A 13,454-nucleotide genomic window follows, 5' to 3' on the forward strand; every position below is an offset into this window, starting at 1 on the left:
AGCAGCCCGCTCCCCACCAGCCCAGACCCATGCGCAAGGTCTCCTCACGCACCCGCACTCGCGACGGCAGGAGCACGGCGGCCCACCACCCACCAAGCGCCGGACACCCGACAGGCACAAGCCCCCCACCCCACCCCGCCCACTCGGGGTCAAACCTCCAGGACCGACAAGTCCAACTGCCCCAGACGCTGCGGGTCGGCCAGGACCTCGATCGTGGTGATCCTTCCCTCCACCACGGTGAAGGCCATGACAGACACCGGCCGCTTCTGGGGAACGACCACGACCCCCGCCATGCCGTTGATGAGCGCCGGGCGGGCGAACGGGGACAGCTTGCCCCAGGAGGTTGCCTGGGCGGCCACCGTCCGCGCGCCCCGGATGAGGACCGAGAGGCCGGTGCGGGCCGTGCCGCCGTCGGAGCGCAGGACGACGTCGGGGTCGAGGACGGAGACGAGGGCCTCGAAGTCGCCGTCGCGCGCGGCGGCGAAGAACGCGTCGACCGCGGCGCGCTGGCGGGCGAGGTCAGGATCGGGTGCGGGGGCGGCGCCCTGGACACGGCGGCGGGCGCGGCTGGCGAGCTGGCGGGTCGCGGCCGTGGTCTTCTCGATCAGCGGGGCGATGTCGTCGAAGGGCACGTGGAACATGTCGTGCAGGACGAACGCGAGCCGTTCGGCGGGGGCGAGCGACTGCAGGACGACCAGCATGGCCAGGCCGACCGAGTCGACGAGCAGCGCCTCCTGCTCGGGGTCGGCGCCGGCGGCGCCTTCCTCGCGGCTGATGACCGGGTCGGGGATCCGTATCTCCAGGGGGTCCTCGCGCCGCTGTTCCCTCGACCGCAGCAGGTTGAGGCAGATGCGTCCGACGACCGTGGTCAGCCAGCCGCCGAGGTTGTCGATCTCGGAGGCGTCCGTACGGTCCAGGCGCAGCCAGGCCTCCTGGACGGCGTCGTCGGCCTCGGCGAGGGAGCCGAGCATCCGGTAGGCGACCGCCCGGAGACGGGGCCGGTGTTCCTCGAATCGCGCTGTCACAGAAGTTTTCTCGTCCACCTGTCACATTCCTTCTTCGCGGCGGGTCATAGAGGCAGAGGTAGATGCACAGACCTGGGAGATCATCTCCCGGGCGCGCACTTTGGAGATGGTGGAGATGACCGCGAAGACCGCCCCCGTTCTGGTCACCGGTGGCACGGGCACGCTCGGCCGCCTCGTCGTGCCGCTCCTGCGGGAGGCCGGCCGCACCGTGCGGGTGCTCAGCCGGCGCGGCGGCGAGCCCGCCGACGGCATCGAGCACGTGGCCGCCGACCTGCTCAAGGGCGAGGGCCTGGACGCCGCGCTGGAGGGCGTGGAGACCGTCCTTCACCTCGCGGGCGGCCCGAAGGGTGACGACGAGGCCACGCGACACCTGGTGGCGGCCGCGCAGCGGGCCGGCGTGGAGCACCTGGTGTACATCTCGGTCATCGGGGCGGACAAGCTGCCGCTGGGCTACTTCAGGGCCAAGCTGGGCGCGGAGCAGGCCATATCGGAATCTGGTATTCCGTGGACGACGCTGCGGGCCGCCCAGTTCCACGACCTGGCCCTGACGGTCGTGGAGAAGATGGCGAAGCTGCCGGTGGTGCCCGCCCCGGGCGGCCTCCGCTGGCAGCCGGTCGACGCGCGCGACGTCGCCGCGCGCCTCGTGGAACTTGTCCTCGGCCGCCCGGCAGGCCTGGTGCCCGACCTCACCGGCCCGAAGGTGTACGGCCTGGGCGACCTGAGCCGCGACTATCTGCAGGCGCGCGGCAAGCACCGGATGCTGCTGCCCGTCCGGATGCCGGGAAAGGTCGGCCGCGCGTACCGCGCGGGCGACAACCTGACCCTGGAGGGCGCCTCGGTCGGGCAGCGGACCTGGGAGGACTTCCTGGCGGAGCGAGTGGCGGCGGCCTGACACCCGGGCCGGTGCCCAGACCGAAGCCCGGACCAGCGCACGGGCCGCCGCCCGGAGCAACACCCAGGCCAGAACCCGGACCAACGCCCAGACCGGAGGCGGGACCGACACCCAGACCGGAGCCCGGACCACACCCGGACTTCAGCCCGCCACCGCGGCCACCGCGATCGGCCCGGCCACCGCGGCCGGCCTGGTAGGCGCGGTCGGCGTCAGCGCGCCGCGCCGTTGCCGCCAGCGCACCGCTCCCCCCGCAAGTGGTCGATGCCCATGCGGTCCGTCGTGTCCGCCGGGCCGCCGAGGCGGTGGACGAGGATCCAGCGGCCGTCGGGGAAGGCGCCGGCGAAGACCGAGGCGTTGCGGGTGGCGCCGTTGTGCCAGACGAGTTCGCCCGCCCGCTGCCAGGCCGGGGCCGGTTCTCCCAGCACTCGCTCCACCACCAGGCCGGTGAGGATGCGGGCCGCCGCCCGCGGGGTCGCCCACAGGCCGCCGGCGGGGAGGATCGCACCGGTCATCGTCCACGGCCGGAGCCGGCGGCCGAAGATCCCGGTCGGGACCAGGCTGCGACCCTGCGGGGGCTGATGAGTGACCTCGCTCCGTATGCCCAGCGGGTCCAGGACGTGCTCCGCCAGCAGGTCCATGTACGAGGCACCCGCCGCGGCTGACAGCGCCGCGCCCAGCACCGCATAGCCGAAATTGGAATACTCCTCCTTCTCCCCAGGAGGCGCGACCGCGAAGGTGTCCAGGCCCGCGACCAGGTGATCCCGTAGCGCCTGGCCGGTGAACGAGAGGTACGGGTCCGAGCGCTTCGCCCCCGGCAGCAGAGGCGGCAGGCGGGGCAGGCCCGACGTGTGCTCCTGCAGGTGCCGCAAGGTGATGCCCGTACCCGCAGGTGTCCTGATCCACCGCTCCACGGGATCGTCGACGGAAACGACACCCCGCGCGGCTAGCCGCATCAGCAGCGTCCCGGTCAGCACCTTCGTCAGGGAGCCGATCTCGACGAAGGCATCAGGGTCATGGCCGCGGCCGGTGTGGGGCGCGCAGAGGCCGTCGCTGCCCAGGACGCACGAAGGCGCAGAGAAGTCCATGGCGACCTATCCTGACGGAAGGGGCAGGTCCGAAGGGGCGGAGCCCCTGCCCGGGAGGTGCCAAGTGCCATGGGCGTCACCAGATGGTTCTTCGAACCCGGCCACACGGGCGCCGAATTCCGCGCCAGGCACATGATGGTCACCTACGTGCGCGGGCAGCTGAAGAACGTGCGCGGCTCGCTGGAGGTCGATCCCGGCGATCCGGAGAATGCCCGCGTGGAGGCGGTGGTCGACGCGACCCAGGTGTACACGGGCCAGGAGCAGCGGGACGCCCACCTCCGCAGCGCGGACTTCTTCGACTGCGAGACCCACCCGGAATGGACCTTCACGGGGACGGGCGTCCATCAGGCGAGCGCGACCGAGTTCGAGGTCACGGGGGATCTCACCATCCGGGGAACGACCCGCCCCGTGACGTTCCAGGTCACCTACCTGGGGCAGTGGGACACGCCCTGGTGGGAGGACGGCCGCGACGCCGGCCCCAGGCGCAGGGCCGGTTTTACCGCCACGACCCGCCTCAACCGCCACGACTTCGGGGTGAGCTGGAACGATGTGGTGGACCGGGGCGGGGTGGTCGTCAGCGACATGGTCGACGTCACGGTTGACGTCGAGGCCGTCCTGGATAAGGCTCAGCCCGAAATAGATCAGCCCGAGGAAGACCAGCCCGAGGAGGACCAGCCCGAAGCGGGTCAGCCCGAGGAGGGCCGGCCCGAGGAAGCCTGGCCTCAGGCGGTCTAGCCCCAGGTGGCCCCCGCCGGCTCCTCGACCGTCGCGTTGAGGCGGTTGAAGAAGTTGGTCGTGGCGATCATGAGGATGATCGCGGCGAGCTGCTTCTCGTCGAAGTGGTCGGCGGCCGCGTCCCATATGTCGTCCGGCACGGCCTTGCCCGTGTGGTCGGCGAGCCGCGTGGCGGACTCGGTCAGGGCCAGTGCGGCGCGCTCGCCGTCCGTGAAGAAGGGGGACTCGTGCCAGGCCGCGACGGTGTGCAGCTTGTCCTCGCTCAGCCCGGCCTTCTTGGCGCTCGCCACGCCCCCGTACACGCAGGCGCTGCAGCCGTTGATCTGGCTGGCCCGCAGGTGGACCAGCTCCAGGATCTCCTGGGAGACGCCGCCCTGGCCCGCGGCCCCGAGGAGATGCTGGATGCCCTTCATGGCATCCGGCAGGACCATCGCGGGGTTCTTCATCCGAGCAGTCATGGTCTGAGCAGTCATGGTCTGAGCAGTCATGATCAAATCCTCCGTGTCGGCGCGTGGCCGCCGTCGTTGTCCGTCACTTCCATGACGGATCGGATCAGGGGGATGTGACACGTGAGCGAGAAAAATTTTCTGGCGGAGCAGGCACAGCGGTTCGAGGAGCACCGGCCGCACCTGAGGGCGGTGGCCTACCGGATACTCGGATCGCTCGCCGAGGCCGAGGACGCCGTCCAGGAGACGTGGTTCAAGCTGAGCCGCTCCGACACCAGCGAGGTCGGGAACCTCGGCGGCTGGCTGACCACCGTGACCGGCCGCGTGTGCCTGGACATGCTGCGCTCGCGCGCCACGCGGCACGAGGAGCCGCTCCACGACGGGGAAGGCCGGGTGGTCAGCCTCCCCGACCCGGTCATCAGCGCGGCGGACCGCGTCGACCCGGAGCAGGAGATCCTCCTCGCCGACTCGGTCGGCATCGCCCTCATGGTCGTCCTGCAGACCCTCGCCCCGGCGGAGCGGCTCGCCTTCGTCCTGCACGACATGTTCCACGTGCCCTTCGACGACATCGCCGAAGTCATCGACCGCACCCCCGCCGCGACCCGGCAGCTCGCCAGCCGCGCCCGCCGCCGCGTGCAGGGCCAGGCCCCGGCGCCCGACAGCGACGTGGCCGCCCGCCGCCGCGTCGTCGACGCCTTCCTGGCCGCCGCACGCGGCGGCGACTTCGACGCCCTCGTCGCCGTCCTCGACCCGGACATCGTGGCCCGCTCCGACGGCGGCACGCTGCTCCCGAGCGCGCTGCGCCGCGGCGCGGCCGAGGTCGCCTCCCAGGCGATCATGTTCGCCCGCTTCGCCGAGGCGGCGCTTCCGGCGCTGGTCAACGGCACGCCCGGCGTGGTCGCCGTCGCGGACGGCCGGGCGATGTCGGTCATGGCCTTCACCATCCGGGGCGGCCGGGTCACCGCCCTGGACATCCTCACGGACCCCGAGCGCCTCGCGAACCTCGATCTGAGCGCCCTGACGGACTGACCACCGCACAGACCCGACCACGGCACGGACCGACCACGGCACAGACCGACCACGGCACAGAACCGCCGCGGCGGAACGGCCGCGGCACAGACCGGCCGTGGGGGGCGCAGGCCTACGCACCAGCCCTGCGCCCCCGGCCGTTCCTACGCCTACGCCCAGGCCTACACCTACTCCTCCACCACTACTCCTCCACCACCAGCGCCGGCGTCGACCGCGTCAGCACCTCGCCGCGGAAGAACGCCGGGCTGCGGCGCCGCATCGCCAGCATCAGCACGACACCCAGCAGCAACAGCCCCACGCCGATCACGAACACCGAGCCGACGCCCAGCACCGAACTGCCGCTCCCGTACGACGGATCCCACATGTCGTACAGCGTCTTGCCGAACACGGCCGCCAGCAGGACGCCGCCCAGCACCGGGAACGCGCCCTTGAAGAGGGCGTCCCGCACGGAGCGGCCGAGCTCTCCACGGAAGTACCACGCGCACGCGAACGCCGTGATCGAGTAGTAGAAGCAGATCATCAGCCCGAGGGCGTAGATCGTGTCGATGAGGACGTTCTCGCTGAGGAAGCTCATGGCCGCGTAGAAGACGCCGGTGGCGACGCCGGCGGCGACCGTGGCCCGGCCGGGGGACCTGAAGCGCGGGTGGATGCGGGCGAAGGACGGCGGCAGGGCCTCGTAGGCGCTCATGGCAAGCACCGTGCGGGCGACGGGCAGGAACGTCGTCTGGAGGCTGGCGGCGGCCGAGGCCAGGACGGCCACGAACAGCAGCACGCCCAGGGCCGTGCCCATGACCGGGTCGGCGAGCGCGGCGAAGACGTTGCCGGCGGTGTCGGGGTTGCCGAGGCCGGTGCCCTCGTCGCCGGTGCCGGCGAACATCTGGGCGGCGACTGCGGTCAGCAGGTACGAGGCGACGAGGACGACCATGGCGAGGAGCGCGGCGCGGCCGGGGGTCTTCGCGCTGCCCTGTGTCTCCTCATTGACGGTCAGGCACGCGTCCCAGCCCCAGAACATGAAGATGGACAGCGAGAGCCCCGCCGTGAAGGCCGCGAAGGACTGGACGGCGAACGGGTTCAGCCAGGTCCAGGAGAAGCCGATGGAGGCGGGCAGGTCGCCCGAGCGGGCCTTGGTCAGGGCCATCGCCACGAAGACGGCCAGGACGGCGAGTTGCAGGGCGACCAGCGCGTACTGCACGCCCTTCGTCGCGGTCATGCCCCGGTAGCTGATGGCCGTCGCCACGGCGATGAAGGCGAGGCACGTCGCCACGTGCACGGGGCGGTTCCCGTCGAGGGCGGCCACGGCGTCGCTGCCGGTGAGCTGCCCGAGGAGGAGGTAGAAGAACGACGTCGCCACGCCCGCGAGGTTCGACAGGACGATGATCGTGGCGATCACGAGCCCCCAGCCGCACATCCAGCCGACGCGCGGTCCGAACGCCTGCACCGTCCAGGTGAAGGACGTGCCGCAGTCGGGGACGGCCTTGTTCAGCTCCCGGTAGGCGAAGGCGACCAGCAGCATCGGCAGGAACCCGGCCAGGAAGACGGCGGGCATCTGGACGCCGACCTGGCCCGCGGTGGGGCCGAGGGTGGAGGTCAGGCAGTAGACGGGGGCGACGGTGGAGATGCCGATGACGGCGCTGCCCAGCAGGCCGACGGAGTTGCCGCTGAGGCCCTTGCCGGGCCGCTGCCCCGCATCGGTGACGCTCGTTACCGTGTCTCCGGCCCCCGGCCGCGGGTGTACCTGAACCATGGGCAGGACGGTAGGGGGTGCTGTTTCCGCAATCGGAGGTTTACGGTCCAGGAACCGGACCACGAACTTCCCACCCATCGCGGTCAGTTGACCTGGCAAACGAAGGCCTTCCCTAGGTTACGGCCGGTAACTTTAAGGCCGTACGGCCAGTTCCCCTGAGTGCGGGAACCGCACCCCCACCCCTTTTGTCCCGATTCAAAATTTTCCCGTCCCCACCGTCTCCGTATCCCTCCCCGACCGCAGCACCGTCCCCGGCAGCGCCCCCGTCATCACGTCGTGCCGCACCGTCTCCACCCCGTTGACCCGCACGCTCACCACGCCCACCGCCCGCGAGTCCAGCCGCGGACCGTCGCCCGGCAGGTCGTGGACGAGCGTGGCCGGGCCGGCGTCGACGCGGCCGGGGTCGAAGAGGACGAGGTCGGCCGCGTACCCCTCGGCGATGCGGCCGCGGCCGCGCAGGCCGAACAGGCGCGCCGGGTCGTCCGTCAGCATCTGCACGGCGCGCTCGACCGGCACCAGCTTGCGGCCCCGCAGGCAGTCGCCGAGGAAGCGCGTCGTGTACGGGGCGCCGCACATCCGGTCCAGGTGCGCCCCCGCGTCGGAGCCGCCCAGCAGCACGTCGGGGTGTTCCCACGTACTCCGGCGCAGTTCCCAGCTGGCGGGGTCGTCGTCCGTGGGCGTCGGCCACAGGACGGTGCGCAGTTCGTCGGCCGCGCAGATCTCCACCAGGCACGCGAAGGGGTCCAGGCCGCGCTCGGCGGCGACGTCGGCGACCACCCGCCCGGTCAGGCCGTCGTTCTCCTTCGCGTACGTGTCGCCGATCACGTACCGCTCGAAGTCGGTCAGGCGGAGGAAGACGCCCGCCTCGGGGCTGCGGGCGCGGCGCAGCATGTCCGCCTGGACGGACGCGTCGCGCAGGGCGGTGATGCGGTGCGGGACGGGCAGGGAGAGGATCTCGCCCCAGCCGGGGATGAGGTTGAGCGCGCAGAAGGTGCCCAGGGACATGTTCATGGGCGTGAGGATGGGCATCGTCAGGGCGACGATGCGGCCGCCGGCGGCGCGGGCCCGCTCGCTCGCGGCGAGCTGGCGGGGCACGCGGCCGGGCTCGGCGGCGTCGATGGTGAGGACGTTCCAGTTGAGGGGGCGGCCGGCGGCCGCGCTCATGTCCGTCAGCAGGTCGATCTCGTCGTCGTGGAAGCGGTCGAGGCAGCCCGGGACGATCGCCTCGATCTGGGTGCCCTCGTGCTCGCCGACGGCCGCCGCGAGGGCGAGCAGTTCGGCGGGCCGCGCGTGCCGGGAGGCCACGGGGCGGCCGTCGCCGTCGGAGTGGGTGGCCGACTGCGTGGTGGACAGGCCCCAGGCGCCCGCCTCCATGGCCTCGTGCAGGAGGGCGGTCATGTGCCGCTGCTGCCGCGCGTCGGGCTGCCCGCCGACGGCGTCCGGGCCCATCGCGCAGCGGCGCAGGGCGCAGTGCCCGGCCATGAACCCGGCGTTGACGGCTATCCGCCCGTCCAGCGCGCCCAGGTACTCCCCGAAGGACGACCAGTTCCAGGGCGCGCCCTCCTCCAGGGCGGCGAGCGACATGCCCTCGACCTTGCTGAGCATGCGCCGCGTGTAGTCGGCGTCGGCGGGCCGCGCGGGGTTCAGGGGCGCGAGGCTGAAGCCGCAGTTGCCGCCGACGACCGTGGTGACGCCGTGGCTCAGGGACGGGGTCGCGTACGGGTCCCAGAAGAGCTGGGCGTCGTAGTGGGTGTGCGGGTCGACGAAGCCGGGTGCGAGGACGAGGCCGGAGGCGTCCTCCTCGGTCCGGGCCCGCTCCCCCACCCGGCCGCCGGCCTGCACGGGGGACGGCGAGCGGCGGCGGATCAGGGCGATGCGCCCGTCCCGGATGCCGATGTCGGCGGCGTAGGAGGGGGCTCCGGTGCCGTCGATGACGGTGGCGCGTCTGATGAGGTGGTCGAGCATGGCAGGTCACCTTTGCTGTCGGTCACCATTACCTACGCGGAATTGCCTACGAGGAATTGCCTACGAGGACGGACTGCGGACCGTCGGAGACCGGGGCGGCGGATCCGGGAAGACGCCGCCCCGGTGTACGGGAGGACCCTCAGCGCCCCGCCGCCTGGCGCATGCGCGTCGTGCGGTGCACCGGATCCGTGTCGATCTTCGGAATGACGTGCTCCCCGATCAGCCGGATGGTGCGCATCGTGTCCTCGTACGGCACGCCGACCGGCAACCCGAACGACAGCTGGTCCGCGCCCGCCTGCTCCCACCGCTTGCACTGCTGGAACACCTCGTCCGGGTCGCCGCAGATCATCAGCTCCTCGGCGATGAGCAGCTCGATGACCTCCTCGGTGTACTCGGGCAGGAGCTCCGGCCAGCGCGGGATGCCCTCGGGGCGGGGGAACGTGTCGTGGTAGCGGAAGAGCAGCGACTGGAGGTAGTGCAGCCCGCCCGCGGCCGCGATCTCCACCGCCTTCGCGTGCGTCTCGGCGCAGACGGCCGTGGAGGTGACCATGACGTTGTCGTTGACGTACGCGCCGACGGGCTCGGCCCCCGCGATCGCCGTCTTGTACGAGTCGACGACCCACTCCATGTCGGCGACCTTCTGCACGCTGAAGCCCAGGACGCCGAGCCCCTTGCGCGCGGCCATCGCGTACGAGGAGGGCGACCCGGCCGCGTACCACATGGCGGGGTGTGCGGGCCCGTACGGCTTCGGGAGCACCTTGCGCGGCGGCAGGGACCAATGCTTCCCCTCGAAGCCGGGGTACTCCTCCTGCAGCCACATCCGGGGGAACTCCGCGATCGTCTCCTCCCAGATCTCCTTGGTGCGGTCCATGTCGGTGATGCCCGGCAGGAACCCGAGGATCTCGTGGCTGCCCGCGCCCCGCCCGGTGCCGAACTCAAAGCGCCCGCGGGAGAGGTGGTCGAGCATGGCGGCCTTCTCGGCGACCTTGACCGGGTGGTTGACCTGCGGCAGCGGGTTGAAGATGCCGGAGCCGAGGTGGATGCGGTCGGTCGCGTGCGCGAGGTAGCCGAGGAAGACGTCGTTGGCGGAGAGGTGCGAGTACTCGTCCAGGAAGTGGTGCTCGGAGGCCCAGGCGTACTTGAAGCCGGACTTGTCGGCCTGGATGACGTACTCGGTCTCCTCCATCAGCGCGTGGTGCTCGGCCCGGGGATCGTCCCGCCGCCGGCTCGCCGGAACGTATCCCTGCACGAAGATCCCGAATTCCACGGCGGTTCACCGTCCGTCCGTTCAGGTTTTCCGAGTCCTGACGCGACGCCTTCTGACGCCTCGTCAGATCGCTGGCTGCTGAGACTCTGGCACCGGCCTCCGGCAACGTCAAGACGACGGCGGACGCCGGACCCACGCCGGTCCCCGATGACGTCGGGACAACGCCGGACGCCGGTCCCCGCCAGGGCGCCCGGCCGCCGGGCACCGGGCGTCAGTCGACTACGGGGACCCCCGCCAGCCACCCCCCGTCCACCACGAAATGCTGCCCCGTCACGTACGACGAGTCGTCCGCCGTCAGGTACAGCACCGCCCGCGCCACCTCGTCCGGGCGCCCGGCCCGCCCCAAGGGCACCAGCGTCCGGAACAGAAGGGCGGCCTTCTCCACGTCGATCATCGGGGTGTCGATCGCGCCCGGGCAGACGGCGTTGACCCGTACGCCCTGCGCCGCCAGCTCCAGGGCGGCCACGCGGGTCATGGCGAGGACGGCCGCCTTCGAGGCCGCGTAGGAGGTGAGGCGGGCGATGCCCGCGAGCCCGGCGTACGACGAGATGTTGACGATGGTGCCGCCGCCCGCCGCGGCCAGCTCGGGCGCGGCCGCGCGCATGCCGAGGAACGTGCCCAGCTGGTTGACCCGGCACACCTCCACGAATTCCTGCAGGGGCGTGTCCACCAAGCGGTTCCGGCGCAGGATCCCGGCGTTGTTGACGAGGCCGTCGAGCGAGCCGAACGCCTCCTTGGCGGCCGTGATCGCCGCTGACCAGTCGGCCTCCTCGCCGACGTCGAGGTGGACGTAGCGCGCAGCATCGGCGCCCAGCTCCTTCGCCACCGCGCCGCCCTGCTCGTCCAGGACGTCCGCCAGGACGACCTTCGCGCCCTCCGCGGCGAACAGCCGCGCCTCCTGCTCGCCCTGTCCGCGCGCCGCGCCCGTGACGAGCACGACGCGGCCGTCGAGTTTGCCCATGATGCCCCTCTTCGTCGCCCCTCTTGCCGGTCTGCCTACCCGTTAAGGAGCGGAGCCACCGCCTCCGCGAACGCCTCCATCTGATCGAGGAGTTCGGACGCGTCACGCGAGCGGAACCGCACCTGTATCTGGTCCGCACCCATCGCCCGGTACGCCCGCAGCGACTCCGCGAGCGCCTCCGGTCCGCCGGTCAGCGTCCGGCCGCCGGTGTCCCAGGCCGGGCTCCCGACGTACAGCGCCTCGGAGATCGCCCCGACTGCGAAGGGCCCGTCCCTGCCCGCCTCCTCGCGCAGCCGCCGCAGTGCGGCGATGCGCTGCGGCAGTTCCTCGCGCCGGTCGCCCTGGGACAGCCAGCCGTCGCCCCGGAGCGCCGCCCGGCGCAGGGCGGCGGGCGAGGAACCGCCGACCCACAGCGGCGGGCGCGGCGTGCGGACGGGCCGGGGCGCCTGGCCGAGGCCGCGGAAGGCGAAGCGGCGGCCGCTGAACTGCGGGAACTCGTAAGGCCCGAGCGCCGCCTTGAGCGCGTCGACCGTCTCGTCCAGGATCGCGCCCCGCCGCTCGTAGTCGACGCCGAGCGCCGCGAACTCCTCCCGCACGTGCCCGGCCCCGACCCCGAGCACGAGCCGCCCCTCCGCGAGCCGGTCGACGGTCGCGTACTGCTTGGCGAGCGCGAGCGGGTGCCGCAGCGCGGCCACGACGACGTGGCTGAGCAGCAGGACGCGCTCGGTGACGGCGGCGAGGTGGGCGAGGGTGGCCACCGGGTCGTACCAGACGGTGCCCATGGCGGCGGCCAGGCGTACGGGGACGGCGACGTGGTCGCAGGTGGCGACGTAGGCGAAGCCGAGCCGGTCGGCCGCGCGGGCGATCCGCCGCAGCTCGGCGGGGCCCGCCTCGACCTCCCAGGGCTCGGCGTAGAGGGTGCTGAGGGAGGTGACGGGGAGCTGCATGCCGTAGGAGAGGCGGCCCGGGGGCAGCACCTGCAGTCCGGTGGCCGGCGGCGGTTCCTCACCTCCCGGCATGCGCCCACAGCCCTTCCTCCGTGAGCCCCAGCAGCTCGATCGCGTTGCCGCGGACGATGCGCTCGACGACGTCCGGCGGCAGGTGTCCCATCTGCCGCTCCGCGACCTCCTTCGAGCGCGGCCAGGTGGAGTCGGAGTGCGGGTAGTCGGTCTCGTAGAGGACGTTGCCGGCGCCGATCGCGTCGAGGCTGCGCAAGCCGAAGGCGTCGTCGAAGAAGCAGCCGTGGACGTGCTCGGCGAACAGTTCGGAGGGCGGCCGCCGGACCTTGTCCGCGACGCCGCCCCAGGCGCGGTTCTGCTCCCAGGTGACGTCCGCGCGCTCCAGGACGTACGGGATCCAGCCGATCTGCCCCTCGGCGTACATGATCCGCAGCTCCGGGAAGCGCTCGAAGGCGCCGGACATCAGCCAGTCGGCGAGCGAGAAGCAGCAGTTGGCGAAGGTGATGACGGAACCGACGGCGGGCGGCGCGTCGGCCGAGGTGGACGGCATGCGCGAGGAGGAGCCGATGTGCATGGCGATGACGGTGCGGGTCTCGGCGCAGGCGCGCAGGAAGGGATCCCAGGCGTCGGTGTGGATGGAAGGGAGGCCGAGGTGCGGGGGGATCTCGGAGAAGCAGACGGCGCGCACGCCGCGCGCGGCGTTGCGGCGGACCTCGGCGGCGGCCGGACCGGCGTCCCACAGGGGGACGATGCAGAGGGGGATGAGGCGGCCGTGCGCCTCAGGTCCGCACCACTCCTCCACCATCCAGTCGTTGTACGCGCGGACGCCGAGGAGGGCGAGTTCGCGGTCCGACGCCTCGGTGAAGGTCTGCCCGCAGAAGCGCGGGAAGGTGGGGAAGCACAGCGCGGACTGGACATGGTTGCGGTCCATATCGGCCAGACGTTCCGGGACGCTGAAGGAGCCGGGCCGCATCTGTTCGTACGTGATGCCCTCCAGCCTGACGTCATCCCTGGAGTATCCGACGGCGGTATCCAGCCGCGTGAGCGGACGGTGCAAATCCTCATAGATCCACCAGTCCGCCTCCGGGCCGTCGTCGCCGGGGGCGCCCATGACGGGAGTGAACCTTCCGCCGACGAAGGTCATCTCCTTCACCGGCGCGCGCACGATCCGCGGCCCGACGTCGCGGAACTTCGCCGGTAGCCGGTCCGACCAGACGTGAGGAGGCTCGACCGTGTGATCGTCCACCGAGATGATGCGGGGGATGCTCTCCATGGCTGACACGTTAGCGACGATCTGACACTTCGTCAGTAGGCGTCCTCCGCAGGGGTGGGGCGGTCTTCTGCAG

12 protein-coding genes are annotated in these 13,454 nt (G+C 72.0%); 3 read left to right on the forward strand and 9 right to left on the reverse strand.

Going from position 1 to position 13,454, the window contains the following annotated elements; genetic code table 11:
• Positions 1-149: 149 nt before the first annotated feature.
• Positions 150-1,043: a sigma-70 family RNA polymerase sigma factor gene (locus tag IF61_RS0122415; protein ID WP_030368293.1), complete on the reverse strand. Its 894-nt coding sequence runs from the start codon at positions 1,041-1,043 to the stop codon at positions 150-152.
• A 97-nt stretch (positions 1,044-1,140) separates the two neighbouring features.
• On the opposite strand from IF61_RS0122415, the gene IF61_RS0122420 reads away from it, so the two are divergent.
• Entirely contained in the window at positions 1,141-1,917 is a 777-nt protein-coding gene (locus IF61_RS0122420) for an SDR family oxidoreductase (RefSeq protein ID WP_030368294.1), read from the forward strand.
• A gap of 209 nt (positions 1,918-2,126) precedes the next feature.
• Here the strand turns inward: IF61_RS0122420 and IF61_RS0122425 are convergent, their stop codons facing one another.
• Positions 2,127-3,002, reverse strand: coding sequence for a serine hydrolase domain-containing protein (locus IF61_RS0122425; RefSeq protein WP_030368295.1), 876 nt, complete (start codon positions 3,000-3,002; stop codon positions 2,127-2,129).
• Positions 3,003-3,071: 69 nt separating this feature from the next.
• Here IF61_RS0122425 and IF61_RS0122430 point away from each other — a divergent pair, with 69 nt between their 5' ends.
• A complete protein-coding gene (locus IF61_RS0122430) occupies positions 3,072-3,737 on the forward strand; it encodes a YceI family protein (RefSeq protein ID WP_078660411.1) in 666 nt (221 codons plus the stop codon).
• On the opposite strand, the gene IF61_RS0122435 is transcribed toward IF61_RS0122430, so the two are convergent.
• A complete protein-coding gene (locus IF61_RS0122435; RefSeq protein WP_030368297.1) occupies positions 3,734-4,195 on the reverse strand; it encodes a carboxymuconolactone decarboxylase family protein in 462 nt (153 codons plus the stop codon). The genes IF61_RS0122430 and IF61_RS0122435 overlap by 4 nt on opposite strands.
• 111 nt (positions 4,196-4,306) lie before the next feature.
• Between IF61_RS0122435 and IF61_RS0122440 the strand changes: the two genes are divergently transcribed.
• Positions 4,307-5,212: a sigma-70 family RNA polymerase sigma factor gene (locus IF61_RS0122440; protein ID WP_030368298.1), complete on the forward strand. Its 906-nt coding sequence runs from the start codon at positions 4,307-4,309 to the stop codon at positions 5,210-5,212.
• Between the two features lie 181 nt (positions 5,213-5,393).
• Here the strand turns inward: IF61_RS0122440 and IF61_RS0122445 are convergent, their stop codons facing one another.
• The 6 genes from IF61_RS0122445 to IF61_RS0122470 all read right to left on the reverse strand — a co-directional run bounded on the left by IF61_RS0122445 (position 5,394) and on the right by IF61_RS0122470 (position 13,381).
• Complete coding sequence (locus IF61_RS0122445; RefSeq protein ID WP_030368299.1) at positions 5,394-6,956, reverse strand: APC family permease; 1,563 nt, start codon at positions 6,954-6,956, stop codon at positions 5,394-5,396.
• A 195-nt stretch (positions 6,957-7,151) separates the two neighbouring features.
• Positions 7,152-8,921, reverse strand: a complete 1,770-nt coding sequence (locus tag IF61_RS0122450; RefSeq protein ID WP_030368300.1) for an N-acyl-D-amino-acid deacylase family protein — start codon at positions 8,919-8,921, stop codon at positions 7,152-7,154.
• 139 nt (positions 8,922-9,060) lie between these two features.
• On the reverse strand, positions 9,061-10,188 hold the full coding sequence (locus IF61_RS0122455; RefSeq protein WP_030368301.1) for an LLM class flavin-dependent oxidoreductase: 1,128 nt from the start codon (positions 10,186-10,188) through the stop codon (positions 9,061-9,063).
• A 211-nt stretch (positions 10,189-10,399) separates the two neighbouring features.
• The gene (locus IF61_RS0122460; protein WP_030368302.1) at positions 10,400-11,149 is read right to left on the reverse strand and encodes a glucose 1-dehydrogenase; all 750 of its coding nucleotides are present in this window, start codon (positions 11,147-11,149) and stop codon (positions 10,400-10,402) included.
• Positions 11,150-11,184: 35 nt separating this feature from the next.
• Positions 11,185-12,168: a TIGR03619 family F420-dependent LLM class oxidoreductase gene (locus tag IF61_RS0122465; protein WP_052392936.1), complete on the reverse strand. Its 984-nt coding sequence runs from the start codon at positions 12,166-12,168 to the stop codon at positions 11,185-11,187.
• On the reverse strand, positions 12,155-13,381 hold the full coding sequence (locus tag IF61_RS0122470; protein ID WP_030368304.1) for an amidohydrolase family protein: 1,227 nt from the start codon (positions 13,379-13,381) through the stop codon (positions 12,155-12,157). Before IF61_RS0122470 ends, IF61_RS0122465 begins: the two co-directional genes overlap by 14 nt.
• Positions 13,382-13,454 lie beyond the last annotated feature (73 nt).

Source organism: Streptomyces roseoverticillatus (genome assembly GCF_000719265.1).
GTDB classification, from domain to species: Bacteria; Actinomycetota; Actinomycetes; order Streptomycetales; family Streptomycetaceae; genus Streptomyces; species Streptomyces roseoverticillatus.

Coding starts and splice junctions, on each gene's coding strand:
- IF61_RS0122430 (WP_078660411.1), top strand. CDS start 3,072: ATGGGCGTCACCAGATGGTTCTTCGAACCCGGCCACACGGGCGCCGAA.
- IF61_RS0122445 (WP_030368299.1), bottom strand. CDS start 6,956: ATGGTTCAGGTACACCCGCGGCCGGGGGCCGGAGACACGGTAACGAGC.
- IF61_RS0122460 (WP_030368302.1), bottom strand. CDS start 11,149: ATGGGCAAACTCGACGGCCGCGTCGTGCTCGTCACGGGCGCGGCGCGC.
- IF61_RS0122420 (WP_030368294.1), top strand. CDS start 1,141: ATGACCGCGAAGACCGCCCCCGTTCTGGTCACCGGTGGCACGGGCACG.
- IF61_RS0122470 (WP_030368304.1), bottom strand. CDS start 13,381: ATGGAGAGCATCCCCCGCATCATCTCGGTGGACGATCACACGGTCGAG.
- IF61_RS0122425 (WP_030368295.1), bottom strand. CDS start 3,002: ATGGACTTCTCTGCGCCTTCGTGCGTCCTGGGCAGCGACGGCCTCTGC.
- IF61_RS0122450 (WP_030368300.1), bottom strand. CDS start 8,921: ATGCTCGACCACCTCATCAGACGCGCCACCGTCATCGACGGCACCGGA.
- IF61_RS0122465 (WP_052392936.1), bottom strand. CDS start 12,168: ATGCCGGGAGGTGAGGAACCGCCGCCGGCCACCGGACTGCAGGTGCTG.
- IF61_RS0122435 (WP_030368297.1), bottom strand. CDS start 4,195: ATGACTGCTCGGATGAAGAACCCCGCGATGGTCCTGCCGGATGCCATG.